The sequence below is a fragment of the Polaromonas sp. UBA4122 genome, assembly GCA_002381615.1.
GTDB lineage: Bacteria > Pseudomonadota > Gammaproteobacteria > Burkholderiales > Burkholderiaceae_C > Polaromonas.
This window is the reverse complement of sequence record DFWY01000134.1, coordinates 16,497-41,985: the sequence shown is the minus strand read 5'-3', so window position 1 is coordinate 41,985 and position 25,489 is coordinate 16,497. Positions and strand designations below refer to the sequence as shown.

The following is a 25,489-nucleotide window of genomic DNA, read 5'->3' as shown; positions in this document are numbered from 1 at the left end:
ACGCCCGCCACCTGTTGCGCGACTGGATAAGGGTGGGCTATATCAGCATGGTGTTGCGGATCAAACCGACGGCCAGGCCTTCAAGCTCGAAAGGCTCACCTGGCTCCACCACAATGGTTTTGAAGTCGGGATTTTCGGGCAGTAGTTCAATTAGGTGCTTGTTGCGGCGAAAGCGCTTGACGGTCACCTCATCGCCGAGCCGGGCCACAACAATCTGGCCGTTCTTCGCTTCCTTGGCCTGTTTGACGGCGAGCAAATCGCCATCCATGATGCCGACATCGCGCATGCTCATGCCCCGTACCTTGAGCAGGTAATCAGGCTGCTGTTGAAACAGGCTGCTTTCAAAATAATAGGTCTGTTCTACATGTTCCTGCGCGAGAATCGGACTACCCGCAGCAACCCGCCCCACCAAAGGTAGGGCGAGTTGGGCCAGGTTTTGCAACTGCAGGGAAAACTGTTTGATTCGGGATTCGTTCAGGGAACGCAGGGTGTCGCTGCGCAGGCGTATGCCGCGCGAGGTGCCGCTTACCAGCTCAATAACCCCTTTGCGGGCAAGGGCCTGCAAGTGCTCTTCGGCTGCATTGGCTGAGCGAAAGCCCAGCTCAGTAGCTATTTCGGCCCGGGTAGGCGGAGCTCCGGTGCGGGCGATGGCGCTCTGGATCAATTCCAGGATTTGTTGCTGGCGCGCCGTGAGCTTGGGTCCTTCGTAGGACAGAGGCGAAAAATCTTTGAGGGCGCTCATGACCGGGACTCCTTGGTTTAGCAGGGTGGGGTAGTCTTGGTCTACCCGGCGCAGTATCTCTTTGGTAACTGTTTTAATATCCAGTGGCTGTATTTTTATACAGTTTTTAAAAGAATGCAAGTCCAGACTTTATGAAGCATCAAAACATTGTGATTCTGGGTACAGGCGGCACCATTGCCGGCCGGGCGGCCAGTGCTTCCGACAACATTGGCTACACCGCCGCCCAAGTGGGCATCGATCAGCTGCTTGCGGTGATTCCCGCTTTGGCGGATGCTGGCCCTGTCATCACCGAGCAGGTCGCGCAGATCGACAGCAAGGACATGAGCTTTGCGGTTTGGGCACAGCTTGCGGGGCGCGTCAATCACTTTTTGGCCCGGCCTGACGTCCAGGGCATTGTCATCACGCACGGCACTGACACGCTGGAAGAAACCGCGTATTTTTTGCAGGCGGTGTGCAAGCCGGCCAAGCCGGTGGTGCTGACCTGTGCCATGCGCCCAGCGACTGCACTGGTGCCCGACGGACCGCAAAACCTGCTCGATGCCATGGCCGTGGCCCGCCACGCAGGTGCAAAGGGCGTGGTAGCCGTCTGCGCCGGCACCATTCATAGCGCGCTTGACGTGCAAAAAGTACACACCTATAAGCTGGACGCATTCAGTTCAGGCGATGCCGGACCGATCGGTTATGTGGAAGAGGGTTTCGTCAGATTATTGAGAAATTGGCCGTTAGCTCAGGAAGGGCGGTATCCGATAGCTATGAAAAACATAGCAACTTTAGCGGACATCGCCGACTGGCCGCGTGTTGAAATCGTCATGAACCATGCTGGAGCCAGCGGCGCAGTGGTGGAGGCCTTGCTGACGCAGGGTGTGCAGGGCCTGGTGGTCGCTGCAACCGGCAACGGCACGCTGCATCATGCACTGGAAGCTGCTTTGCTCAAAGCGCAGGCGGCAGGGGTCAAGGTGGTTCGCGCGACGCGCTGCCTTAATGGCCGGGTGTTGCCCAAGCCAGACGACACTCTCCCGGATTCAAAAGGACTGAGCCCGGTGAAGGCAAGGGTAGACCTGATGCTGCGCTTGCTGGGCTGAGGTCCAGCCCAGCCAGACCAGCGTTGTTGTGAGGACATCCATGCATCAAAAAGGCTGCCCATAGGACGGCTTTTTTGATGCAAGACACCGTCTCAGCTCGACAGTGCTTTGAATGCTCTTTCGGTGATTTCGTCGACACCGCCCATGCCACTGATGGCGCGGTATTTGGGTGCTGCGTCGGCCGCAGTCTTGGCCCAATTGGAGTAGTAATCCACCAGTGGACGGGTTTGGGCGCTATACACCTCCAGCCGCTTGCGCACGGTCTCTTCCTTGTCGTCCTCGCGCTGGATCAGTGGCTCGCCGGTCACATCGTCTTGGCCTTCGACCTTGGGCGGGTTGTATTTCACATGGTAGGTACGGCCCGAGGCGGTGTGCGAGCGGCGTCCGCTCATGCGCTCGATGATGGCCTCAAAAGGCACATCGATTTCAAGCACATAGTCAATCTTCACGCCCGCTGCCTTCATGGCGTCGGCTTGGGGAATAGTGCGCGGAAAACCATCGAACAGGAAGCCTTCGACGCAGTCGGGCTGGGCAATGCGTTCCTTCACCAGATTAATGATCAGGTCGTCACTCACCAGCGCGCCGGAGTCCATGACTTTTTTTGCTTCAATCCCCAGCGGCGTGCCCGCCTTGACAGCAGCACGCAGCATGTCACCGGTGGAAATTTGGGGGATGCCGTATTTCTGGCAGATGAAGGTTGCTTGTGTTCCCTTGCCTGCGCCAGGCGCACCTAACAAAATCAATCTCATGGATGTCCTCGTATTTTTATGAATTCAGGAAGTCAAACAGGGAGGTCGGCGGGCCGACTATCTCATGGGCTGATTGACAACTGTTGGAGTCTGCCGGTTCGCGATGCGGGCTCCACACTTGCTTTTTTTTGCAGAGGATAGCATGCACGCCGCTGACGGCAGTTGACACCGCCGATCAAGTCCAGGCGCGTCCTGCTATGAAAACAGTTTGCGTGTCCGTTCCAGATCTTCTGGCGTATCCACACCGGCGCCCGGTGCATCGTTGGTGATGTGCACGGCAATACGGTAACCATGCCACAGGGCGCGCAACTGTTCCAGCGACTCCAGTTGTTCCAGCGGTGCCTGTTGCAGGGTGGGAAACTGCCGCAAAAACCAGACACGGTAACCATAGATGCCGACATGACGCAGCGGCTTGGGCAGCGTGCTGCCCTCTTGGCCATTTTCCCACCAAGCCTCACCTGCGAAGTCGCGTGCAGCAGGGATGGGGGAGCGGCTGAAATACAGTGCGGTATTTCGCGCATCAAGCACGACCTTGACCACATTCGGATTGAGAAAATCGGTGAGTTGATCTATTGAATGGGCGGCCGTGCTCATGGCGCAGTCCAGGCGTTCATCGAGCAGGTGCGCAACGGCGTCGATCAGGGCGGGGTCTATCAGCGGCTCGTCGCCCTGCACATTCACCACGATGTCATCGTCAGTCAGGTCGAGCACGCTGCAGGCTTCAGCGAGCCGGTCGCTGCCACTCGGGTGGTCTGCGCGGGTCAGCACGGCCAAAACGCCGAACGCCCTGCATTTTTCGATGATCTCGATGCTGTCGGTCGCCACCACGGTGCGGGTGGCCGTGCTCAGCATGGCGCGTTGCGCCACGCGCACGACCATGGGCGCACCGCCGATATCGGCCAGGGGTTTGTTGGGCAGCCGTGTAGAGGCCAGGCGGGCCGGAATGAGAACGATGAAGCTCATGCAGGCAAGGTCTCAGGAGGCATCACAACCCGAGCTCTTCATCCGTGAGGGTTCGCGCTTCGTTTTCCAGCAGCACGGGCAGTCCGTCCCGTACCGGGTAGGCCAGCCGGGCGCTGCGGGAGATGAGCTCCTGTTTCTCGCGGTCGTACTCAAGCGGCCCCTTGGTCACAGGGCAGACCAGCAGTTCAAGTAATTTGGTGTCCATGGGTTGATGGTAATTGAGAAAGCTTTGAAGAAAGCATGGGAGCCAAAAGTTCGTCAAGCGCTGCAAAAAAGTCGGGCTCGGGCGAAAACGTCAAGGGTACGGCGAGCAGGTGTAGCTGAGCCAGGCCCGGCATGTGAAACAGTTTGACGGCGTCCTTTTCAGTGCACAGCACAGTCTGGCCTGCGTAGCCGGTCAGGTCGCCATTTTTAAAATCATGGTGGTCGGGCAAGGGAATGGTTTTTTCCAGCGTCAAGCCGCGCGCCCTGAGCATGGCAAAAAATACTTCAGGACTTGCTATGCCCGCCAGCGCCACCAAGGGCTGGCCCCGCAGGGCAGTTAGAGCAACCTGGCTACCATCTGCGGCCACCGCACGATCGGCCAGTTGCCGGCTGGAGGTGAATCCTTCAAAAGCGGGCTTTTGTCCGGTATGCAGCACCAGATGAAGACCCTGGTGCCTGCGCTCAGGCCAGGGTTCACGTAGCGGTCCGGCCGGCAGCAACCAGCCGTTGCCCACGCCGCGGTCGTCAAACACGGCAATTTCAATGTCGCGCTGCAGGGCATAGTGCTGCAAGCCATCGTCGCACACCACTATGGCGGTGGCTGGGTAGGCTGCCAGCAGGGAGCGCAGCGCTTCAGCGCGCCTTGAGGCTACAAAAACAGGAGCGCCTGTGGCTCTTTTTATAAGCGCTGGCTCGTCGCCAGACTTGTGAACGGGCGTTTCTGGCCTGACTTCAAGACTCGCATGGCCGATTCGCCCGTAGCCGCGCGACACTACGCCAACCTGCCAACCTTGCGCCTGCAAATGCTTGACCAGCGCCATCACCAGCGGTGTTTTTCCTGCACCGCCAGCCACGACATTGCCGACCACGATCACCGGTACCCTAAAGCGCTCGGACGGGAGAAACCCGCCGCGGTACAAAGCCAGTCGCAGACGCACGGCCAAGCCGTGGATTTGCGCCACGGGCCAGAGCAGGCAGGCCAGCCATCCCCGTGTGAGCCAAACCTTTTGCAGGAGTTGTTTCACGCGTTTGTTGTCACTTCACAGGGAGGGAAAATTAAAGGCGAACGGGCGGTCCCAAGACCTACTTCGCGCCAGCCTGCGCGGCGCTCTGGGTTGCAAAGGTGATCTGCGTCAGTCCATGGCGCCGGGCGGCCTCCATGACTGTGATGACGGCCTGGTGCGTGGCGCTGGCATCGGCGCTGATGATGATGACACTGTCTTTGCCGGCCTTGGCCGCCTCGGCAAGTGCCGCGCCGAGCACCTCAACTCCCCGACCTTCCACCAGAGTCTTGTTGACCATGTAGCGGCCATCACTGCTTACCGCGACGATGACCTCTTTGGGATAGTCGCGCTGTTGTTCAGCATCTGCTACCGGCAACCTAACCTGAAGTTCGGTGAACTTGCTGTAGGTGGTCGACAGCATCAGAAAGATCACCACCACGAGCAGCACATCGATGAACGGGATCAGATTGATCTCCGGTTCATCATGCGGGTGAGGACGGAAGTTCATTTGCGCAGGGTGTTAAGGTGACGAACAAAGCGTTCTGCGGCCAGTTCCATCGTCAGCAGGTAGCCATCAACCCGGGCACGGAAATAGCGCCAGAAAATCAGCGAAGGTATGGCCACCATCAGGCCAAAAGCGGTGTTGTACAGCGCGATCGAAATGCCTTGTGCCAGCTGCGCCGGATTGCCGCCAGTTGCATTGCCGGCGCCGCCTGCGCCAGCCTGGGAACCAAAAATCTCGATCATGCCGATAACCGTGCCCAGCAGGCCCAGCAAGGGCGCAGCAGAGGCAATGGTTGCCAGCGCAGCCAGGTAGCGCTCCAGCTTGTGCGCCGCTTGGCGACCTGCGCCTTCCAGCGTGGAGCGCAGATCGTCTTCGCTGATCCGCGGGTTGGCATTCAATGCGCGGAAGCCGCTGGCCAGCACTTCGCCGAGCAGGGAATTTTGTTCCAGTTGCGACACCACATCGGGCGACGGGACAGAGGCGCGCGAGACGGTGATTGCTTCGTCAAGCAGTTTGGGCGGTGCAACTTTTGGGGTTTTTAGGCTGGAAAAACGCTCAATGACCAGCGCAAGAGCCAAGACGGAACAGGCAACCAAGGGCCAAATAGGCCAGCCTGCGGCTTGTATGATCGAAAACAATGCACATCTCCAAACAGATAATTCGTGTTGGATTATGGCCTACGGAAACCACGCAGACTGCCATTGCATTAGCTTCCTTGGGAATGTTTTTAAGGTCAGGTTTTGTAAGACATAGCTCACAAAGTTTGTGGATAACTTTGTGAGTAAGTGATATCGGGGAGGCTGGGGAACCGCGCCAAATCGAGCATGTGACAAAACGATTAAATTTTGAGCAGAATAAAGTTATTCAAAATCAATGAGTTACACGAATTCGCCGCGATGTTCGCATGGGACTTCCGCTTTCGACCATGCCAGACAGTGCTCTGTGGAGTATTACCCCGGCCAAATCAAGGGCTTTGGCCATGTTTGATGCATCAAACGGCCACGAAAAGCCGCCAGTCCTCGGGCGTGAAGCGGGTGTGCGCGTATGGCCCGTAGGTTCCCTGCTGCGGGCCATTGCGGACAGTCTGGAGGCTCGTTTCAATCCTGTGGCCGTGCAAGGCGAAATCACCGGTTTTTCGCGAGCCGCCAGCGGGCACTGCTATTTTTCCCTCAAGGACGAGCAGGGGCAGGTTCGCTGCGCCATGTTTCGCCGCGCGGCCGGTTTACTGGACTTTTCTCCCCACGACGGAGAGCTGGTGGAGTTGCGCGGTCGCCTGGGCGTGTATGACCCGCGCGGCGAATTGCAGCTGGTGGTGGAGTCCATGCGGCAGGCCGGGCAGGGCAATTTGTTTGAACAGTTTTTGGCCCTCAAGGCCAAGCTTGAAGCTGAAGGCCTTTTTGAGACACACCGTAAACGATCTCTGCCTTTGCTGCCGCGTGCGATCGGTGTGGTCACCTCATTGGGTGCTGCGGCCCTGCATGATGTCGTGAGCACCCTGCAGCGCCGCGTCCCCCACATACCCGTTGTGATCTACCCCGCCAGCGTGCAGGGTGGCCAGGCCGCAGGCGAACTGCGCGAGGCTTTGCTCAAGGCTTACCGGCGGCAGACTGAAGATCAGGTCGATGTGTTGCTGCTGGTTCGCGGTGGCGGCGCCATGGAGGATTTATGGTCCTTTAACGACGAGCAACTGGCGCGCACCATCGTCGCCTCGCCCATGCCTGTGGTCAGCGGGGTCGGGCATGAAACGGATTTCACCATTGCCGACTTTTGTGCTGATGTCCGTGCACCCACGCCCACCGCAGCGGCTGAGCTTTGCGCGCAACCGCAAAGTGTTTGGCTGGCGGCGCTGGGCCTGGCGTTGTCGCGGCTGCAAAACGGGGTGGACCGGCAAATGCAGTCGCACAACCAGCGTCTGGACTGGGCGGCATCACGTATCAGCCGGCCCTCACACATGGTGACCCGGCAGCAGGCACGCCTGGCGGGGCTCGCGCAAAGCCTGCAGCATGCGATGCAATCGACCTTGAAGCACGAGCGGCTTAGGATGCAGTCCCTGAGCACTGATTTTCCAAGAGAAGTGGCGGGCAACCTGCAGCGCAGCCGGCAGCAGATCGAACGCGCGCAGTTGCGTCTTGAATTGCTGGACCCAAAACTGGTCTTGCAACGGGGTTACGCCTGGCTGGCCGACCTGCAGGGCCAACCCATCACCCGTGTAAAAATGACCCATGTCGGCCAGCCATTGCGCGCTACCCTTGCCGACGGCGAGGTCGATTTGACCGTCTCTGCACCGCGGCTCATTTAGTTTTTTACAATGGCTCGGACGGTCATTAGACAGTTCATTAACCACCACAAGGAAAATCATGGAACACAAGCTCCCCCCGCTCCCTTATGCGATCGACGCACTGGCCCCGCACTACAGCCAGGAAACCCTTGAGTACCACCATGGCAAGCACCACAATGCGTATGTGGTGAACCTCAACAACCTGCAAAAAGGCACCGAGTTTGAATCCATGACGCTCGAAGAGATCGTCAAAAAATCCAGCGGCGGCGTATACAACAATGCGGCCCAGATCTGGAACCACACCTTTTTCTGGAATTGCATGAAGCCCGCGGGCGGCGGCGAACCCAGTGGTGCGCTGGCTGCGGCCATCAACGCCAAATTCGGCTCGTACGCGGCATTCAAGGAAGCCTTTGTCAAATCCGCTGTCGGCAATTTCGGCTCCGGCTGGACGTGGCTGGTCAAAAAAGCCGACGGCACCGTGGACATCGTCAACACCGGCGCTGCCGGCACCCCGCTCACGACGGCCGACAAGGCCCTGCTGACGGTGGATGTGTGGGAACATGCCTATTACATAGACTATCGCAACCTGCGGGCCAAGTATGTTGAGACCTTCCTGTCCAACCTGGTGAACTGGAACTTTGCTGAAGCCAACTTCGCATAAGCCGGATCTAAACCCATCCCACAAAAAAGCCGACTTGATGTCGGCTTTTTCATTTGGCTAACAACAAAAATCAGCGCTTTGCGTCAAAGACCGGGCCGCCCAGCTTGCTGCCGGCTTTGATGCCTTTTTTGGCAAACCATCCCTTGTTCATTTCCAGAACGTAGCGAACCGGCTGGGCCGAGCAATGAGCATCCGTGGTTTGCGGCTTCATGTCGGCCATGTTCACGATGGTGCCGTCATCGGCCACGAAAGCAGCCGTCAAGGGTAGCAAGGTGTTTTTCATCCAGAAGCATTGCTGGGTCGCTTGCTCAAACACAAAGATCATGCCTTCATGCTGGGGCATGTCCTTGCGGAACATCAAGCCGGTCTCACGCTGTTCAGGCGTCAACGCCACCTGTGCATCAATGATGTACATGCCGGCAGACAGCTTGATGCGCTGCAAATTCATTTGGGGGCCTTCTTGGGCCGAGGCGCACAGGGGAGAAAGCAGGGTGGCGGCGGCCAGCATATGAAGCAGACCTTGGCAGGCCTTGCTGAAGGAGAGGGCACCGGTTTTAAAAAACATAGACTCACCACGGAATTAGTTGAACTGCCAGCATAAACGACGCGCATAAAAAAAGCCCGCGCAAGGCGGGCTTTTTGACTGAAGTCACCAGGAATTACTTCTTGGCGGCAGCGGCTTTTTCTTCTTTGGCTTTTTTGGCGGCAGCGGCTTTTTCTGCTTTGGCGGCCTTGGCGGCAGCAGCCTTTTCTGCTTTGGCGGCCTTGGCGGCAGCAGCTTTTTCTGCTTTGGTCATGGCTGGCTTGGCTTCTACAGCAGGTGTTGCAGCAACAGCAGGCGTTGCAGGCGTTGCAGCAACAGCAGGCATTGCAGGCTTAGCGGCAACAGCAGGCATTGCAGGCTTGGCTGGGGTAGCCGCAGGCGCTTGTGCAAAAGCACCAGCAGCGAAGAGGCCAGCGATCAAAGCAGCGAGGATCTTGTTCATTTGGAATTTCCTTAATAAGGTCATTAGAAAAAATACCCCGAACTTTTCGGAGGCCTCACCGTAACGAAGTCCGCTCGCAAACCGTTGACAGATGTCCGAAAATTTTTTGAAAAAAGTTTTACGACTAGAATTTAGGGGTTTTCAACTAAACTGCTGCAAGTGGCGTAGTTATCGACGTCATCAGCGCTAACCGGAGACTTTTCCAGATGTACAAGCACATCAAGGTGCCCCCCCAAGGCCAGAAAATCACTGTCAATGCGGACAATTCGTTGAATGTGCCTGACCAGCCCATCATTCCGTTCATTGAAGGCGACGGCACCGGCGTCGACATCACGCCGGTCATGATGAAAGTCGTTGATGCCGCTGTTGCCAAAGCCTACGGTGGCAAGAAAAAAATCCACTGGATGGAAGTGTTTGCGGGCGAAAAAGCTACCCAGGTATATGGCCCTGACGTCTGGTTGCCTGAAGAAACCCTGGACGCCGTGCGCGACTATGTGGTGTCCATCAAGGGCCCCTTGACGACGCCCGTGGGTGGCGGTATCCGCAGCCTGAATGTGGCGATGCGCCAGCAGCTTGACCTGTATGTCTGCCTGCGACCCATCCAGTACTTCGCAGGTGTTCCTTCCCCCCTGAGAGAGCCCCAGAAGACCAACATGGTGATTTTCCGCGAAAACTCGGAAGACATCTACGCCGGTATCGAATTCGAATCGGGCAGCGACAAGGCCAAGAAACTCATCAAGTTTCTGCAGGACGAGCTGGGTGTCAAGAAAATCCGTTTTCCCAATACCTCCGGCATCGGCATCAAGCCCGTGTCCAGCGAAGGCACCGAACGCCTCATGCGCAAGGCCATCCAGTACGCGATTGACAATGACAAACCCAGCGTGACCATTGTGCACAAGGGCAACATCATGAAGTTCACCGAAGGCGCATTCCGCGACTGGGCTTACGCAGTGGCGCAAAAGGAATTCGGCGCTGAACTGATCGACGGCGGCCCATGGTGCAAGTTCAAAAACCCGAAAACGGGCAAGGACATCGTCGTCAAGGACGTCATTGCTGACGCTTTCCTGCAGCAGATTCTGCTGCGCCCGGCCGAATACAGCGTAATCGCCACGCTGAACTTGAACGGCGATTATGTTTCCGACGCGCTGGCTGCCCAAGTGGGCGGTATCGGCATTGCCCCAGGCGCCAACCTGAGCGACACCGTCGCCAATTTCGAGGCGACGCACGGCACGGCACCCAAATACGCCGGTAAGGATTACGTGAACCCCGGGTCCCTGATCCTGTCTGCGGAAATGATGCTGCGTCACATGGGCTGGACAGCGGCCGCTGACCTGGTCATCAGCTCCATGCAAAAGTCGATTGCGTCCAAGAAAGTCACCTATGACTTCGCCCGGCTCATGGAAGGCGCGACGCAGGTCAGCTGCTCCGGTTTCGGCCAGGTCATGATTGATCATATGTAGCGTTGGGCTGATTTGCTCTACAGGCCGCCCGGGAGCGATCCCGAGGCGGTTTTTCCATTGGCGTAGAAAAAATGAAAAAGTAACGCTTGAATGTCGCGTTACCGCCACCAATTTCCCTATCAGGCGCACTGAACGGTAGCGGTGGCTAGAATGAATTCCATGGTAACCAAATCTCCCAGGTCTCCGGCGCACCCTCCGGCTCCCGCTGTCAGGCCTGACGATGTCAATGGCGGGGATTCGGTCGTTCTGGAGCGCCGCCCGCAGAAAACCAAACCGCCGCAGATGTACCAGGTGGTTCTGCTGAATGATGACTACACGCCGATGGAATTCGTCGTGGTGGTCATTCAGGAGTTTTTCAACAAGGACCGTGAAACCGCCACGCAGATCATGCTGAAGATCCATCTGGATGGAAAAGGCGTTTGCGGTGTGTTCTCCAAAGACGTGGCGGCTACCAAGGTCGACCAGGTCACGGAAGCGGCCCGTAAAAATGGGCATCCCCTGCAATGTGTCAGCGAGCCCATTGAATTATGAGAAGTTCCGCCAATATTCTTTTGAAGTGTCAGTGAAGATTTAACGAAGCAAGCCGAAAGGAAAAGCAATGATTGCCCAGGAACTAGAAGTCAGCTTGCACATGGCCTTTGTCGAGGCGCGGCAGCAGCGTCACGAGTTCATCACCGTTGAGCACCTGTTGTTGGCCCTGCTGGACAACCCCAGTGCCGCGGAAGTGTTGCGCGCCTGCTCCGCCAATGTCGATGACTTGCGCAAGGCGCTAGCCAACTTCATCAAGGACAACACGCCGCAGGTGGCCGGCACCGATGATGTGGACACGCAACCCACGCTGGGATTCCAGCGTGTGATTCAGCGCGCCATCATGCATGTGCAGTCCACCGGAAACGGCAAGAAAGAAGTGACCGGCGCCAATGTGCTGGTCGCCATTTTTGGCGAGAAAGACTCGCATGCGGTGTATTACCTGCACCAGCAGGGCGTCACGCGCCTGGATGTGGTGAATTTCATCGCGCACGGCATCAAGAAAAGCGATCCGGTAGAGCCCGCCAAGGCCGGCGAGAGTGCCGCCGAAAATGAAGAAGGCGGCGAGAGGAGCGAAAAAGCGTCTCCGCTTGAGCAGTTCACGGTCAACCTCAACCAGCTCGCCAAAGACGGCAAGATCGATCCGCTGATTGGTCGCCACTACGAAGTCGAGCGGGTGATCCAGATTCTTTGCCGCCGCCGCAAAAACAACCCGCTGCTGGTGGGTGAAGCGGGCGTAGGCAAAACGGCCATTGCCGAGGGCCTGGCCTGGCGCATCACGCAAAAGGACGTGCCCGAGATTCTGGCCGAGGCCCAGGTCTATTCGCTCGACATGGGCGCGCTGCTGGCGGGCACCAAATACCGTGGCGACTTCGAGCAACGACTCAAAGGCGTGCTGAAGTCCTTGAAAGACAAACCCAACGGCATCCTGTTCATTGACGAAATCCACACCCTGATCGGCGCCGGCGCGGCTTCGGGCGGTACGCTGGATGCGTCCAACCTGCTCAAGCCGGCACTCGGATCGGGTCAGCTCAAGTGCATTGGCGCAACCACCTTTACCGAGTACCGCGGCATCTTCGAGAAAGACGCCGCGCTGTCACGGCGCTTCCAGAAGGTGGATGTGGTGGAGCCCACGGTGCAGGAAACGGTCGAGATTCTCAAAGGGCTGAAGTCGCGCTTTGAAGAGCACCACAGCGTCAAATACGCAGTGGGGGCACTGCAGGCGGCCGCCGAGCTGAGCGCCAAATACATCAATGACCGTCATTTGCCCGACAAGGCGATTGACGTGATTGACGAGGCGGGCGCCGCCCAGCGTATTCTGCCGGCCTCCAAGCGCAAGAAAACCATCACCAAGACCGAGGTGGAAGAGATCGTGGCAAAAATTGCCCGCATCCCGGCCGCCAATGTTTCCAATGACGACCGCGGCAAGCTCAAGACGCTGGAACGCAACCTGAAAAGCGTGGTGTTTGGCCAGGACAAAGCGCTGGATGTGCTCGCGTCGGCCGTCAAGATGGCGCGCTCGGGCCTGGGCAAGGACGACAAGCCGATTGGTTGCTTCCTGTTCTCTGGCCCCACGGGTGTGGGTAAAACCGAAGCCGCCAAGCAACTGGCCTACATCATGGGCATTGAACTGCTCCGCTTTGACATGTCGGAGTACATGGAGCGCCACGCTGTGAGCCGCCTGATTGGTGCGCCTCCGGGCTATGTGGGCTTTGACCAGGGTGGTTTGCTGACCGAGGCGATTACCAAGACGCCGCACGCGGTGCTGCTGCTGGACGAAATCGAGAAGGCGCACCCGGATATTTTCAACGTGCTGCTGCAGGTGATGGACCATGGCACGCTGACGGACAACAACGGCCGCAAGGCTGATTTCCGCAACGTGATCATTATCATGACCACCAACGCCGGTGCCGAGACCATGAACAAGGCGACGATCGGCTTTACCAACCCGCGCGAGGCGGGCGACGAGATGGCGGACATCAAACGCCTGTTCACGCCCGAGTTCCGCAACCGTCTGGATGCGGTGGTGAGCTTCAAGGCACTGGACGAAGCCGTCATCCTGCGCGTGGTCGATAAATTCCTGCTGCAACTCGAGACGCAGTTGGCCGAGAAGAAGGTGGAAGTCACCTTCACCGACACCTTGCGCAAATACCTGGCCAAGAAAGGCTTCGACCCTCTTATGGGAGCGCGCCCCATGCAGCGCCTGATCCAGGACACGATTCGTCGTGCGCTGGCTGACGAGTTGCTGTTCGGACGCCTGGTCGATGGCGGTCGCCTGACTGTCGACATGAAAGTGACGACCGACGAGAAGGGTGTGGAGAACGGCGAGGTCCTGCTCGATATCCAGCCGCTACTCAAGCGGGAAGGCAAGGCTAAGCCCGAAGCAGCAGCAGCCGAAACCAGCTGACAGCGCGGATTCTTGTCAAGCGCAACCCAAAAGGCCGGTAGCATCACGCTATCGGCCTTTTTTCTTGGTGCTATTAAAATAATAGCTGCTTGCGCCCGTAGTACTTGGGTTATAGCCATTTTTTGCTTAAGAATATCGAAAAACAACCATGGCACCGCACACCTTTCTTTGGCACGACTACGAAACCTTCGGCCTCAATCCCCGGCGCGACCGGCCTGCGCAATTTGCCGGCATCCGCACCGACGCCGAGTTGAACGAAGTGGGCGAGCCGCTGATGCTTTATTGCCAGCCGGCCAACGACTATTTACCCGATCCAGCCTCCTGCCTGATTACCGGCATCACCCCGCAGCACTGCTTGCAGCACGGCCTGGCCGAGCACGCGTTTGCGGCGCAGATAGAGCAGGTGCTGGCCAAGCCCGGCACCATAGGCGTGGGTTACAACACCATCCGCTTTGACGATGAAGTGACGCGCTACCTTTTCTGGCGCAATCTGATGGACCCTTATGCGCGCGAGTGGCAAAACGACTGCGGACGCTGGGATTTGCTGGATGTGGTGCGCATGGCCTACGCGCTGCGACCTGACGGCATCGTCTGGCCCGTTAAAGAGGACGGCAAGCCCAGTTTCAAGCTCGAAGACCTGGCGCGCGCCAACGGCCTGCTGCATGAGGCCGCGCACGATGCCTTGTCAGACGTGCGTGCCACCATTGCGCTGGCGCGCCTGATTCGCACGGCGCAGCCCAAGTTGTTCGACTTTTGCCTCGGCCTGCACAAAAAAGACCGCGTAGCGGCCGAGCTGGGCCTGCCCACCAGCCGCCAGACGGCCAGGCCTTTTCTGCATGTGTCGGGCATGTTCCCGTCGGAGCGCGGCTGCCTGGCCGTGATGTGGCCGCTGGCGACCCATCCCACCAACAAGAACGAGCTGCTGGCCTGGGATCTGGCGCATGACCCCAGCGAGTTGCCGCTGCTTGACGTGGCCATGCTGCGCCAGCGACTGTTCAGCAAGGCTGCCGATTTGCCCGAAGGCGTGCTGCGTTTGCCGCTCAAATCGGTTCACCTCAACAAGTCGCCGATGGTGGTGCGCAAGCTGGAAACCTTGACGCCCGCGATGGCTGCGCGCTGGGGTATCGATATGGACGCTATAGCGCGCCATGCCGAAAAAGCCGCTGGCCTGCCCGACATGAGTGCGATATGGCCCGAGGTTTTTCAGCGTCCCAAGGAGGCTCAGCCCGATGTGGACGAAGACCTGTATGGCGGCTTCATCGGCAATACCGACCGGCGTCGCCTGAACCAGTTGCGCGCGCTGCCTGCTGCCGAGCTGGCGCACAGCCGCACGGGTTTTGACGACGATCGCCTGGAAGAGCTGCTGTTTCGCTACCGCGCCCGAAACTTTGCCGAAACCCTGACGCCCGAAGAAAGCGAGCGATGGGAAGCGCATCGCGCTGCGCGGCTGCTGGAAGGCGAAGGCGGCGCCCGCAATGTGGACGCGCTGTTTTCCGAGATAGACGCCCTGTCGGAAACTACCGACGAACGGGGGGAAGCGATACTGGGCGCACTCTATGACTACGCCGAGGCTATCGTGCCAGATAACGCCCAGGAGGCGTGAGCGCATCACGCTTGCCTGGATACGGAAACGCTATCTAATTAATAGCTGCTTGTGCCCGTTCTATATGGGCTATAGGCCTAAAATGTTTAAACTTTTAGCACGCAACCGGCAGGACTCGATCGACCGAAGCGGCGGAAGCGAAGGTCACCGCAGCACTCAGAAGGTGCCGGGTTGCCGCACGCCGATGTGGGCTTGCTGGCGCGCCTCGGCCAGTTCGACCTGGCGCTCCCGCTCCCGGTAGCTCTGTTTTTGTTGCGCGGTCGTGGTGGCATGGCAGCGCGCGCAGCTTACGCCCAGCTCGTAAAGCGGTGAGGCCCGGTCTTGCTCGCTCAGGGGGTGGCGGCAGGCGCGGCACAGCGTGTAGTCGCCAGCGTTCAGGCCGTGACCGACCGACACGCGCTCGTCAAACACAAAGCATTCCCCCTGCCATCGGCTTTGCGCTTCGGGCACGGTTTCCAGGTATTTGAGGATGCCGCCTTCCAGGTGGTAGACCTCGTCAAAACCCCGGGCACGCAACAGCGCCGTGGATTTTTCGCAGCGGATGCCGCCGGTGCAGAACATGGCGACTTTGGGTTTTTTGCCGCCCGCTACGGCCAGCTTGCCGCCCTCGGCCATTTCCCTTTCCACCCAGCCTGGCAGTTCCGAAAAGCGGCGGGTGGCCGGGTTGACGGCACCCTCGAAGGTGCCTATGGCCACTTCGTAATCATTGCGCGTGTCTACCAGCACGACGTCAGGATCGTCCAGCAACTGGTTCCAGTCTGCCGGTTTGACATACTGGCCCGCCATGAGTGCTGGATGCACGTCGGGAACGCCCAGGGTCACGATTTCGCGCTTCAGGCGCACCTTCATCCGGTAAAACGGTACTTGGGCGGCCCATGCTTCCTTATGCTCCAGCGCGGCCAGACGCGGATCACGGCGCAGAAAGGCCAGCACCGCATGCACGCCCTCGGGGTACCCGGCAATCGTGCCATTGATGCCTTCAGATGCCAGCAGCAAGGTGCCTTTGACGCCGTGGGTTTCGCAACACGCCAGCAAGGGCGCCTGGAGCTCGGCAAAGTCCGGGAGCTCGACGAATTTGTAGAGGGCGGCAGTCAAAAAATCAGGCATGGCAGGAAAAAGTGGCGGAAGAAAGTGGAGGCGCCATCGTAACTGCTGGAGCCGGGCGGAGACTGATGCGTATCAAGAGGCCTGAAGACTGCCAGTTCAAAGGCTGGCTTTCAGTGCGCCGGAAGGCACCGATGTAACGCTGATGATATGGACCCTCTTTGCACCTCACCGCCGGCCAGCACCTGAGTAAGCCCCGTTTTAGTAATAAAAAGTGACCGCAGCCCAATAAAGGCGGGCGCAAGAGGCTATTGTTTTAGGAGCGAAGAAGGGGCTGGACTGCCTTGTTCAAAGCGTGCGCGCAGGGCCTCTAAGCGCGCCCGGCATGGCGAGAGTTGCTGTGTAGCCAATGCTGCTTATTCATAGAATGCAAGCCATGACCCATTCATCCCTAAAAGTCGCCGTGATGGGCGCGGGCGCCGTCGGCTGCTACTACGGCGGCATGCTGGCCCGCGCCGGGCATGAGGTGGTGCTTATCGCGCGGCCCCAGCACGTGGAAGCCATAGACCGCGACGGCCTGCGCATGGAGACCACGACCTTCGACGAGCATGTGCGCCTGGCCGCCAGCACGGACCCCAGCGCGGTGCGGGGCGCCAATTTGGTGCTGTTCTGCGTCAAGTCCACCGACACCGAATCGGCCGGCGCTCTGCTTCGGCCGCATCTGGCGCCCGATGCGCTGGTGCTGACCCTGCAAAACGGCGTGGACAACGCCGACCGGCTGCGCACCGTGCTGCCGCAGCACGCGGTGGCCGCCGCGGTGGTGTATGTGGCCACCGAAATGGCCGGCCCCGGCCACGTCAGGCACCACGGCCGCGGCGAGCTGGTGATTGAGCCCTCCAGCGCCAGCGAGGCCGTGGCCCAAGCCCTGATCGCCGCCGGCGTGCCCACCGAAATCTCCGGCAACGTGCGCGGCGCGCTGTGGGCCAAGCTGATCCTCAACTGTGCCTACAACGCCGTCTCGGCCATCACCCAGCTGCCGTATGGCAAGACGGTGGCGGGCGAGGGCGTGAAAGACGTGATGCGTGACGTGGTGGCCGAATGCCTGGCCGTGGCCCAGGCCGAAGGCGTGCAGGTGCAGGGCGATGTGCATGCGGCTGTGGCCAAGCTCACCGCCAGCATGCCCAGCCAGTTTTCATCCACCGCGCAAGACCTGGCGCGCGGCAAGCGCAGCGAGATTGATTACCTCAATGGCCTGATCGTGAAGCGCGGCGAGGTGTTGGGGATTGCGACGCCGGCGAATCGGGTGTTGTGGGCTTTGGTGAAGTTGATGGAGGGGAAGCAGTCCGCCGCGGGATCGCCGGCTCTTTAACCCGCCAGGCCCACAAATACATTCTGCACATCGTCGTTCGCGTCGATGGCGGCCAGGAAGGCTTCCACCTCCTCCAGATGTGCAGGGTCCAGGCTCGCGGGGTCGATCGGATTCTTGGCCTTGTAGCCCAGCTTGGCGGACAGGACTGTGAAGCCGTTCGCTGGCAGCGCCTTGCTCACCAGATCGAGGTCGGAGGGATCGGTCAGGAAGAGGGTGCTGCCGTCTTCCTCGCCGGGCTCGAAGTCCTGGGCGCCCGCTTCGATGGCGGCCAGTTCCGCGTCGGCGCCCGCTGCCGCGGGCTCGGCTTCGATCATGCCGACATGATCGAAGTCCCAAGCCACCGAGCCGGACATACCCAACTGACCATTTCGAAACAGCACCCGCATTTCAGGCGCGGTGCGCTTCAGGTTGTCGGTCAGGCATTCGACCATCACGGGCACCTGGTGCGGCGCAAAGCCTTCGTAAATCACATGCTCGAAGTGAACCGCCTCGCCTGTGAGCCCGGCGCCTTTTTTGATGGCCCGATCCAGGGTTTCCTTTGGCATGGAGACTTTGCGGGCCTGCTCCACGACCAGGCGCAGACGCGAATTGGATGCCGGGTCGGCTCCGCTGCGCGCGGCAACCATGATGTCCTTGGCCAATCTTCCGAACAGTTTTCCCCTGGCATTTGCGGCAAGTTCCTTACCTTTTGCTTTCCACTGCGCGCCCATGTTTTATGTTCCTAATAGTTGTAGCGTGTTCGTACGGCTGGCTGGGTACGCAACATTATCCGCGTCCTGGCGCCCACCGAAGGGAAGGTCAACCGCAGTTCGCTTCAAAGTGCTGGGTTGCCGAGGATACCGAGCATTCCTCGGGTTCGGATTTCATCAGCCAGTAATTCATGGACTCAATTTTGGGTCAGATTCCGGTTTTCGCGATCTGCAGCAGCGCGGGAACGATCAGCCCGACGCCCGTCAGCAGCAGCAAGGCACAGACCAGTTTGAGCACCGTAGGCCGCGACCATCCGGGTGGGTGCCGTTCCAGCCACCAGCTTAGCGCGAACACCAGCGGCGCGGCAAGCAGGCACAGCTTCAGCGCGTTGCCGCTGAACTGCCCGGTAGTCAGGACCATCGCCAGCCGCATCAAGGAACTGGCTGCCAGCGTTGCGACCAGTGTGTCCCGCACCGTTCTCAGCGCCATCGGCTGCCGGTACAGGTGGTAGACCAGCGGCGGCCCGCCGGTCGAAAAAAGGCCGGTCAGCAGGCCCGAGATCACGCCCCAGGTGCGAAACGAAGCAGCGGACGAGCGCTCGCGCAAGGCCGCGGCCTGGAGCAGAACGACGGTCGCGCAGGCGATCACCGTCAGGCCCAGCAGCACGCGCAACGCCAGGGTGACGTTGGTGCCGAGCCAGCCGACCAGCAACACGCCCGCCAGAATGCCGGTGGCGCTGCCCAGCGCGATGTCGCGGAAGGCGGGCACGTCCAGGGTTCTGCCCGAGCGGCGCAAGGCGACAAGGCCGTTAGCCAGCGCCAGCACGGTGGCCACGTTCGCGAGTTCCGCCAGGGGCGCCAGCTCAAAGAGGCCGGCCAGGCCCAGCAGGATGAGCGCGAACGCAAAACCAGTCAGGTTCTGGGCGCAGGTCGCCAGGGCCACGCACAACAGGAAGAGCGCGGTCTGCCACGCCGTCATTCAGCGGCGCCCGGCTGCGCGGTTTTCGTCGACCAGCTTGAAGATTTGATACGCATGCGGCAGGATAACCTGCCCGCAGGACAAGGGCAGGGTGATGGCCCCGCCAGCACACTTGCCGAAGTCTTCCTGTAATGTCCAAACTCGCCCATAGCATGTCCAGCCAGTATTTATCGATCGCGCAAGACCTGGCGCGCGGTAAGCGCAGCGAGATTCACTTCCTCAATGGGCTGATCGTGAAGCGCGGCGAGGCGCCGGGGATTGCGACGCTGACGAATCGGGTGTTGTGGGTGTTGGTGAAGTTGATGGAGGGGAGCGGTCATAGGGCCGCTGTATAGCTGTGCAAGTGTCAAGCACGCATTCGCGATTGTCAGTGTGGCTGGATGAGTGGCCGCGCCCAAAGCGGACATTGAATACTAGTATTTGTCCTTGAAAACTAGCTCGACCCCGCGTGGCTTTGATTTCGCCGACTCTTTCTTGTCCCACGTTTCCATTACAAATGTCGCTACGGTGTGCGCGGCATTCACGGCCAAACGCGCATGGCGGGACTCCAACTTGTAGCCTTTGCGTCCTTCGCTATGTGCGCTCCCGGCATGCGTACGCAGCGCACCAATGCCGTCAACGATCGAGAACAGGCCACTGATGATTCGCTGCAAGTCCTGATCCTCAACGCTGCCGGGATCGAGTCCTAGGTCTGCCCGGACAACCTTGAAGACAGGCTGCAAGTCTTGCTTCTCCGGCATATGCAGGTTGTTGTCCTCGATGTAAATCTTGAAGATTGACTCTAGGATATTGGAAGCGGCGGATACAGCTTCACGCGGTTTGCCAGCTACCGTTTCCATGGCGCGATCAAACTCGCGGTGAATGGCTGGCATGTCCCTGCCCTTAATAAGCTCCCCGAGGGTCTTACTTGGCGCCATACCTCCAGCCGTGAGTACACCTCCGATCCGATATTGAAGGTCGTTCTTGGCTAGAACAGCCTCGATCTTGCGCACGTTCTCGCGCTTCTTGATGGTGGACTCATGCTCAGTCGTCCACTCGGGCACCTTGTGGTCAGCCGCCATCACGGGATCTTCCATGTAGCCGCAAATGATCTTTCCAAGAACTGCTAACGGTTCGGAGTGCACTTTGTTTGTATGACGCAGCCACGCCTGGGCCTTGACGTGCTTGCTGCCCTCGGGAGATTCGCCTGACGCCTCTGCGTACATGAACAAACTGTCTAGGCTTGCATGTGTTTCGTGTGAGGAGACGATGTCTGACACGATAGCGATCAACGGCGAAGGTATTTGTTTAGTCATGAATGTGAGGGAAGTAACTTCGGTACTTACGGACGTCCCGTTGGGGGGGCCAAACAGACGTCCGATTCACTTTGAAGCGGACACCAAAAGATCAGCTGTGCAGAGGCCATGCAGTCCGACACAAATTGCCTCCCCGCTGTTGATGTTTTTAGCCTACGCGGGCGATTTTGCCACTGGTCAAACCGTAGAGGAATGTTCAGCTCGAGAGCGCCTCAGAAGATATGGGTCTTAATATCGAATCGAATAGTGTTCGACTCCTCCTCCTTTTCAGGCTTTGCCGGCAGCAACTTCATGTGTTCTTTTGGAGCTTCTTTGCGCGTGTCTTTCTGGCTCGTCATCTGCGCCACATGCAGGCCCATGTGCGCCACTTCCAGCATGTAGTCGCAGCACACGCCGTGCCAGGGGTCCATCACGCAGTCGTGGCCGAAGGCGACGTTGACGCCTGCGGTTATGGGGTCACAAGTCACCTTGGCACGCTATCAATAAAGAAGCTGCTCGCGCACGCTGCTATTGGGCTGAATGCCTATTTTGTTCCAAAAATGCGGTCGCCCGCATCACCCAGCCCCGGCAGGATGTAGCCGTGCTCGTTGAGCTGCCTGTCAATGGCTGCGGTGTAGATGGCCACATCCGGATGGGCTTTTTGCAGTGCGGCAATGCCTTCGGGGCAAGTCAGCAGGCAGACAAACTTGATGGATTTGGGCTTGAGTTTTTTGAGCCGGTTCACGGCGGCGATGGCCGAGTTGCCGGTGGCCAGCATGGGGTCAACGATCACAACGTCGCGTTCCTCCATTTCCTGCGGCATCTTGAAGTAATACTCAACCGGCTCCAACGTTTTTGGGTCGCGGTACAGGCCCACATGGCCGACACGGGCGCCCGGAACCACGTTGAGCATGCCTTCCAGAATGCCGTTGCCAGCGCGCAGGATGGACACAAACACCAGTTTTTTGCCGTCAATCATCTTGCCGGTCATGGTTTCCAGCGGCGTTTCGATCTCAACATCCTGAAGTGGCATGTCGCGGGTCACTTCATAGGCCATCAGGGTGCTCAGTTCATTGAGCAGGGTGCGAAAGGTGCTGGTGGAGGCGTCCTTGCGGCGCATCAGGGTCAGCTTGTGCTGAACCAGCGGGTGATCAATCAGGTGAACGTTGCTCATGAATTTGTAGCTTTCTTGTTGTGGATTCTTGATTTGCCTTTTCAGCGTTTCTTGCTGCCCAAGAGGCTGCCCAGCACGCCACGAATGATCTCGCGCCCCACCGCAGAACCCATGGTGCGCACGGCGGACTTGGCCATGCTTTGCGCCAGACCGTTGTACTTGGCGCCGCGTGGGCCGGTGCTGCCAAACAGCATGTCGTTCAGCCCACCCAGAATGCCGCCGGACGCGGCCTGGCCCGCCGTTCCGGGCTGCGGAGCCGCTGCCTCCGCACGCTCCTTGAGCTTCTCGTACGCCGATTCACGGTCCACGCTCTTTTCGTAGACACCGGCAACCAGTGAGTTTTGCAGCAGCTGCTGGCGCTGCTGGGGCGTGATCGGACCGATCTGGCTACCCGGCGGCAGCACGTAAACCCGCTCGGTCACGCTGGGTCGGCCTTTGACATCCAGCAGGCTGACCAGGGCTTCGCCGACGGCCAGCTCGGTGATGGCCGTTTCTATGTCCAGCCCGGGTTTTTGCCGCATGGTCTGGGCCGTTGCCTTGACGGCTTTCTGATCGCGTGGTGTGAAGGCGCGCAGGGCGTGCTGCACCCGGTTGCCCAGCTGCGCCAGCACCGAATCTGGAATGTCCAGCGGGTTTTGCGTCACAAAATAAACGCCCACGCCCTTGGAACGCACCAGGCGCACCACCAGTTCAATGCGTTCAATCAGCACTTTGGGCGCTTCATTGAACAGCAAATGGGCTTCGTCAAAGAAGAACACCAGCGTGGGCTTGTCGGGGTCGCCGATCTCGGGCAGTTGCTCGAACAGCTCGGAGAGCATCCACAGCAAAAAGGTCGCATACAGGCGGGGCGAATTCATCAGCTTGTCGGCGGCCAGGATGTTGACGACGCCATGCCCGTCGCTGTCGGTCTGCATGAAGTCGCTGATGTTGAGCATGGGTTCGCCAAAAAACTGGTCGCCGCCCTGGCTTTCGATCTGCATCAGCCCGCGCTGGATGGCGCCCACGCTGGCGGCGCTGACGTTGCCGTATTGGGTGGTGAACTCGTTGGCATGCTCGCCCACATACTGCAGCATGGCGCGCAGGTCTTTCAGGTCGAGTAGCAGCAGCCCAGAGTCATCGGCGATTTTGAACACCAGATTGAGCACGCCCGCCTGGATTTCGTTGAGGTTGAGCATGCGGCCCAGCAGCAGCGGGCCCATGTCGGAGACGGTGGCACGCACCGGGTGCCCTTGCTCGCCAAACACGTCCCACAGCGTGACCGGGCAGGCCAGCGGCGCGGGCGTTTCAATACCGCGTTCCTTCAGAATGCCGGCCATTTTTTCGCCAATGCGGCCCGCCTGGCTGATGCCCGTCAGGTCGCCTTTGACGTCAGCCATGAAGACTGGAACACCAATTTTTGAGAAATTTTCGGCCAGTGTTTGCAACGTGACCGTCTTGCCCGTACCGGTGGCGCCGGTGATCAGCCCATGGCGATTGGCCAGGCCGGGCAGTAGCTCGCACTGGGTTGAAGCGTTCTTCGCGATCACCAGGGGAGATGTCGAGGATTCAGCCATCAAAGGGTCCAGTAAGTGAAAAAGTAAAATGCAGCCTGTAGATTAAATCAATTAATCCATCAAACAAGGGGTTCTGTCGTGGCTGGTCATAGCAAATGGGCGAATATTCAACACCGCAAGGGTCGCCAGGACGACAAACGCGGCAAGGTCTGGACGCGGGTGATCCGCGAAATCATGGTAGCTGCCCGCTTGGGCGGCGGGGACCTGGACACCAACCCGCGTCTACGCCTGGCCGTGGACAAGGCCAAGGCGGCCAACATGCCTGCCGACACCATCAAGCGCAATATTGACAAGGCCACAGGCAGCCTGGAAGGCGTTCATTACGAGGAAATTCGTTATGAAGGCTATGGCATTGGCGGGGCAGCCATTCTTGTTGACTGCATGACCGACAACAAAGTGCGCACGGTGGCTGAAGTTCGCCATGCGTTTTCCAAGCACGGCGGCAACATGGGCGCCGAAGGTTCTGTGGCTTTTCAGTTCAAACACTGTGGGCAGCTGATTTTTGCGCCTGGTACGAGTGAAGACAAGGTCATGGAGGTGGCGCTGGAGGCCGGTGCCGACGATGTGATCACGGATGACGACGGCGCTATAGAGGTGCTGACGCCGTATACCAATTTTGAAGCCGTCAAAAAAGCACTGGAGGCTGCCGGACTGAAGCCCGAGCTTGCCGAAGTCACCATGCGCGCCGACAACACGATTGAGCTGACGGGTGAAGATGCGCAGAAGATGCAAAGGCTGCTGGATGTCCTGGAAGATCTGGACGACACGCAAGAAGTCTTTCATAACGCGGAGCTTTCTGAGTAAGGCACCCTGGAACTGCAATATCAAGAGCACAAGAATAAAAGCGAAAGAATAAAAGTAAACCAATGAAAGCTGCAGCATGAAAGTTTTAGTGGTGGGCGGCGGTGGCCGTGAACACGCCCTGGCCTGGAAACTGGCTCAATCGCCCAAAGTGCGAACGGTTTATGTGGCGCCGGGCAACGGCGGCACTGCGGCGGATGTACGCCTGGAAAACATCAATATCACGGACGTTCAGGCGCTACGTGCCTGGGCCCTCATAGAAAAAATAGCCCTGACGGTGGTGGGCCCCGAGCAGCCGCTGGCAGCTGGTATTGTTGATGAATTTCGCGCGCATGGCCTTCGGGTGTTTGGACCGACCAAGGCAGCGGCCCAACTGGAAAGCTCCAAGGCTTTTTCCAAGGCTTTCATGAAGCGCCACAACATTCCGACCGCGGATTACGAAACCTTTACCGATGCGGTGGCCGCCCACGCCTATGTCGACGAGAAGGGTGCGCCTATCGTGGTCAAGGCTGATGGCCTGGCGGCCGGAAAAGGCGTGGTGGTTGCGATGACACTGCATGAGGCGCATGAGGCGATTGAGTTCATGCTGGTCGGCGGCCCCGATCACAACGTGTTGGGTGTCACGCACAACGAAGGTGGCGCACGCGTCGTCATTGAGGAATTTTTGCAGGGCGAAGAAGCCAGCTTCATTGTGTTGTGCGACGGCAAAAGCGTGACTGCCATGGCGACCAGCCAGGACCACAAGCGCCTGCTCGATGGCGACCAGGGCCCGAACACGGGTGGCATGGGCGCCTATTCACCGGCCCCGGTGGTGACACCTGAGGTGCATGCGCGCGCCATGCGCGAAATCATTCTGCCTACCATCAAGGGCATGGAAAAAGACGGCATCACCTACACCGGATTTCTGTACGCCGGCCTCATGATCGACGCACGGGGCTTGCCGCGGACGCTGGAGTTCAATTGCCGCATGGGTGATCCTGAAACCCAGCCCATCATGATGCGTCTGAAAACTGATTTTTATGATGTGATGATGGCGGCCACCTCTGGTACGCTCGATCAGATCGAGCTGGAGTGGGACCGTCGCCCGGCCTTGGGCGTGGTGATGGCAGCGCATGGCTACCCGCTCCATCCCCGCAAGGGCGATGTCATCCAGGGCTTGCCCAAAGCGGCTGAGGATGTCGTGGTGTTCCATGCGGGGACGCAAAAGCAGGACAGTGGCACGGTTACCGCTGGCGGCCGTGTGCTTTGTGTGACGGCGCTGGGCAGCACAGTTAAGGCCGCCCAGCAGCGTGCTTACGAAGTCGCCCAGGGTATTCACTTTGATGGCGCGCAGTACCGCAAGGACATTGGACATCGGGCCGTCAAATCCTGATGAGTATGGATTTATAGCCGTTTCTTTCGCGTTCATCACGCGGGAGCGTTCAATGACTGTTT

The 25,489-nt window shown here is 59.1% G+C and carries 25 protein-coding genes and 2 pseudogenes; 12 read left to right on the top strand and 15 right to left on the bottom strand.

Translation table 11 applies throughout. The features are described from left to right. Positions 1–37: 37 nt before the first annotated feature. Positions 38–742 carry a transcriptional repressor LexA gene (gene lexA / locus B3F77_RS16270; RefSeq protein ID WP_293605954.1) on the bottom strand — a complete coding sequence of 235 codons (705 nt, stop codon included), beginning with the start codon at positions 740–742 and terminating at the stop codon, positions 38–40. A gap of 131 nt (positions 743–873) precedes the next feature. Here lexA and B3F77_RS16265 point away from each other — a divergent pair, with 131 nt between their 5' ends. After that, positions 874–1,824 carry an asparaginase gene (locus B3F77_RS16265; protein WP_293605953.1) on the top strand — a complete coding sequence of 317 codons (951 nt, stop codon included), beginning with the start codon at positions 874–876 and terminating at the stop codon, positions 1,822–1,824. 92 nt (positions 1,825–1,916) lie between these two features. Here the strand turns inward: B3F77_RS16265 and adk are convergent, their stop codons facing one another. The 6 genes from adk to B3F77_RS16235 form a co-directional block, all read right to left on the bottom strand. Further along, positions 1,917–2,573 (bottom strand): adenylate kinase, encoded by a 657-nt coding sequence (adk, locus tag B3F77_RS16260; protein WP_293605952.1) that lies wholly within the window; start codon positions 2,571–2,573, stop codon positions 1,917–1,919. A 195-nt stretch (positions 2,574–2,768) separates the two neighbouring features. Next, positions 2,769–3,536: a 3-deoxy-manno-octulosonate cytidylyltransferase gene (gene kdsB / locus B3F77_RS16255; RefSeq protein ID WP_293605951.1), complete on the bottom strand. Its 768-nt coding sequence runs from the start codon at positions 3,534–3,536 to the stop codon at positions 2,769–2,771. Between the two features lie 22 nt (positions 3,537–3,558). Beyond that, entirely contained in the window at positions 3,559–3,741 is a 183-nt protein-coding gene (locus tag B3F77_RS16250; protein ID WP_068832677.1) for a Trm112 family protein, read from the bottom strand. Further along, positions 3,722–4,765, bottom strand: a complete 1,044-nt coding sequence (gene lpxK, locus B3F77_RS16245) for a tetraacyldisaccharide 4'-kinase (RefSeq protein ID WP_293605950.1) — start codon at positions 4,763–4,765, stop codon at positions 3,722–3,724. Before lpxK ends, B3F77_RS16250 begins: the two co-directional genes overlap by 20 nt. A gap of 58 nt (positions 4,766–4,823) precedes the next feature. Beyond that, positions 4,824–5,252, bottom strand: a complete 429-nt coding sequence (locus B3F77_RS16240; RefSeq protein WP_293605949.1) for an ExbD/TolR family protein — start codon at positions 5,250–5,252, stop codon at positions 4,824–4,826. Next, positions 5,249–5,887: a MotA/TolQ/ExbB proton channel family protein gene (locus B3F77_RS16235; protein ID WP_293605948.1), complete on the bottom strand. Its 639-nt coding sequence runs from the start codon at positions 5,885–5,887 to the stop codon at positions 5,249–5,251. Before B3F77_RS16235 ends, B3F77_RS16240 begins: the two co-directional genes overlap by 4 nt. Before the next feature lie 341 nt (positions 5,888–6,228). Between B3F77_RS16235 and xseA the strand changes: the two genes are divergently transcribed. Together xseA and B3F77_RS16225 are read left to right on the top strand one after the other, a co-directional pair. Further along, entirely contained in the window at positions 6,229–7,548 is a 1,320-nt protein-coding gene (gene xseA / locus B3F77_RS16230; protein WP_293605947.1) for an exodeoxyribonuclease VII large subunit, read from the top strand. 58 nt (positions 7,549–7,606) lie between these two features. Continuing rightward, positions 7,607–8,188 (top strand): superoxide dismutase, encoded by a 582-nt coding sequence (locus B3F77_RS16225; protein WP_293605946.1) that lies wholly within the window; start codon positions 7,607–7,609, stop codon positions 8,186–8,188. Between the two features lie 70 nt (positions 8,189–8,258). On the opposite strand, the gene B3F77_RS16220 is transcribed toward B3F77_RS16225, so the two are convergent. Continuing rightward, positions 8,259–8,753 carry a DUF192 domain-containing protein gene (locus B3F77_RS16220; RefSeq protein ID WP_414703030.1) on the bottom strand — a complete coding sequence of 165 codons (495 nt, stop codon included), beginning with the start codon at positions 8,751–8,753 and terminating at the stop codon, positions 8,259–8,261. Between the two features lie 74 nt (positions 8,754–8,827). On the opposite strand from B3F77_RS16220, the gene B3F77_RS16215 reads away from it, so the two are divergent. From B3F77_RS16215 to sbcB, 5 genes are all read left to right on the top strand, one after another. Beyond that, positions 8,828–9,238 carry a hypothetical protein gene (locus B3F77_RS16215; RefSeq protein ID WP_293605945.1) on the top strand — a complete coding sequence of 137 codons (411 nt, stop codon included), beginning with the start codon at positions 8,828–8,830 and terminating at the stop codon, positions 9,236–9,238. A gap of 142 nt (positions 9,239–9,380) precedes the next feature. Next, positions 9,381–10,634, top strand: coding sequence for an NADP-dependent isocitrate dehydrogenase (icd, locus tag B3F77_RS16210; protein ID WP_293605944.1), 1,254 nt, complete (start codon positions 9,381–9,383; stop codon positions 10,632–10,634). 150 nt (positions 10,635–10,784) lie between these two features. Then, the gene (gene clpS, locus B3F77_RS16205; RefSeq protein WP_414703029.1) at positions 10,785–11,165 is read left to right on the top strand and encodes an ATP-dependent Clp protease adapter ClpS; all 381 of its coding nucleotides are present in this window, start codon (positions 10,785–10,787) and stop codon (positions 11,163–11,165) included. 67 nt (positions 11,166–11,232) lie between these two features. Next, on the top strand, positions 11,233–13,569 hold the full coding sequence (gene clpA, locus B3F77_RS16200) for an ATP-dependent Clp protease ATP-binding subunit ClpA (RefSeq protein WP_293605942.1): 2,337 nt from the start codon (positions 11,233–11,235) through the stop codon (positions 13,567–13,569). 148 nt (positions 13,570–13,717) lie between these two features. After that, positions 13,718–15,172 (top strand): exodeoxyribonuclease I, encoded by a 1,455-nt coding sequence (gene sbcB, locus B3F77_RS16195; RefSeq protein WP_293605941.1) that lies wholly within the window; start codon positions 13,718–13,720, stop codon positions 15,170–15,172. A 156-nt stretch (positions 15,173–15,328) separates the two neighbouring features. On the opposite strand, the gene B3F77_RS16190 is transcribed toward sbcB, so the two are convergent. Then, positions 15,329–16,279 carry a rhodanese-related sulfurtransferase gene (locus B3F77_RS16190; protein WP_293605940.1) on the bottom strand — a complete coding sequence of 317 codons (951 nt, stop codon included), beginning with the start codon at positions 16,277–16,279 and terminating at the stop codon, positions 15,329–15,331. 373 nt (positions 16,280–16,652) lie between these two features. On the opposite strand from B3F77_RS16190, the gene B3F77_RS16185 reads away from it, so the two are divergent. Continuing rightward, a complete protein-coding gene (locus tag B3F77_RS16185) occupies positions 16,653–17,585 on the top strand; it encodes a ketopantoate reductase family protein (RefSeq protein WP_293605939.1) in 933 nt (310 codons plus the stop codon). Here B3F77_RS16185 and B3F77_RS16180 read toward each other — a convergent pair. Together B3F77_RS16180 and B3F77_RS16175 are read right to left on the bottom strand one after the other, a co-directional pair. Next, a complete protein-coding gene (locus tag B3F77_RS16180) occupies positions 17,582–18,295 on the bottom strand; it encodes a YebC/PmpR family DNA-binding transcriptional regulator (protein WP_293605938.1) in 714 nt (237 codons plus the stop codon). The two genes, B3F77_RS16185 and B3F77_RS16180, sit on opposite strands and share 4 nt — an antisense overlap. A gap of 187 nt (positions 18,296–18,482) precedes the next feature. Continuing rightward, a complete protein-coding gene (locus tag B3F77_RS16175; RefSeq protein WP_293605937.1) occupies positions 18,483–19,253 on the bottom strand; it encodes a TSUP family transporter in 771 nt (256 codons plus the stop codon). A gap of 140 nt (positions 19,254–19,393) precedes the next feature. Here B3F77_RS16175 and B3F77_RS16170 point away from each other — a divergent pair. Further along, positions 19,394–19,588: pseudogene (locus tag B3F77_RS16170) on the top strand (ketopantoate reductase family protein); the annotation flags it as partial. Positions 19,589–19,666: 78 nt separating this feature from the next. Here the strand turns inward: B3F77_RS16170 and B3F77_RS16165 are convergent. From B3F77_RS16165 to B3F77_RS16150, 4 genes and pseudogenes are all read right to left on the bottom strand, one after another. Next, entirely contained in the window at positions 19,667–20,548 is an 882-nt protein-coding gene (locus B3F77_RS16165) for an abortive infection family protein (RefSeq protein WP_293605936.1), read from the bottom strand. 311 nt (positions 20,549–20,859) lie between these two features. Further along, a pseudogene (locus B3F77_RS21055) lies at positions 20,860–21,000 on the bottom strand (cytosine deaminase); the annotation flags it as partial. Between the two features lie 71 nt (positions 21,001–21,071). Then, positions 21,072–21,701 (bottom strand): uracil phosphoribosyltransferase, encoded by a 630-nt coding sequence (gene upp, locus B3F77_RS16155; protein ID WP_293605935.1) that lies wholly within the window; start codon positions 21,699–21,701, stop codon positions 21,072–21,074. A 41-nt stretch (positions 21,702–21,742) separates the two neighbouring features. Next, positions 21,743–23,254 carry a helicase HerA-like C-terminal domain-containing protein gene (locus tag B3F77_RS16150; protein WP_293605934.1) on the bottom strand — a complete coding sequence of 504 codons (1,512 nt, stop codon included), beginning with the start codon at positions 23,252–23,254 and terminating at the stop codon, positions 21,743–21,745. Positions 23,255–23,332: 78 nt separating this feature from the next. Here B3F77_RS16150 and B3F77_RS16145 point away from each other — a divergent pair, with 78 nt between their 5' ends. Together B3F77_RS16145 and purD are read left to right on the top strand one after the other, a co-directional pair. Continuing rightward, positions 23,333–24,058 (top strand): YebC/PmpR family DNA-binding transcriptional regulator, encoded by a 726-nt coding sequence (locus B3F77_RS16145; RefSeq protein ID WP_293605933.1) that lies wholly within the window; start codon positions 23,333–23,335, stop codon positions 24,056–24,058. A gap of 76 nt (positions 24,059–24,134) precedes the next feature. Next, the gene (gene purD, locus B3F77_RS16140) at positions 24,135–25,427 is read left to right on the top strand and encodes a phosphoribosylamine--glycine ligase (RefSeq protein ID WP_293605932.1); all 1,293 of its coding nucleotides are present in this window, start codon (positions 24,135–24,137) and stop codon (positions 25,425–25,427) included. Positions 25,428–25,489: the final 62 nt, after the last annotated feature.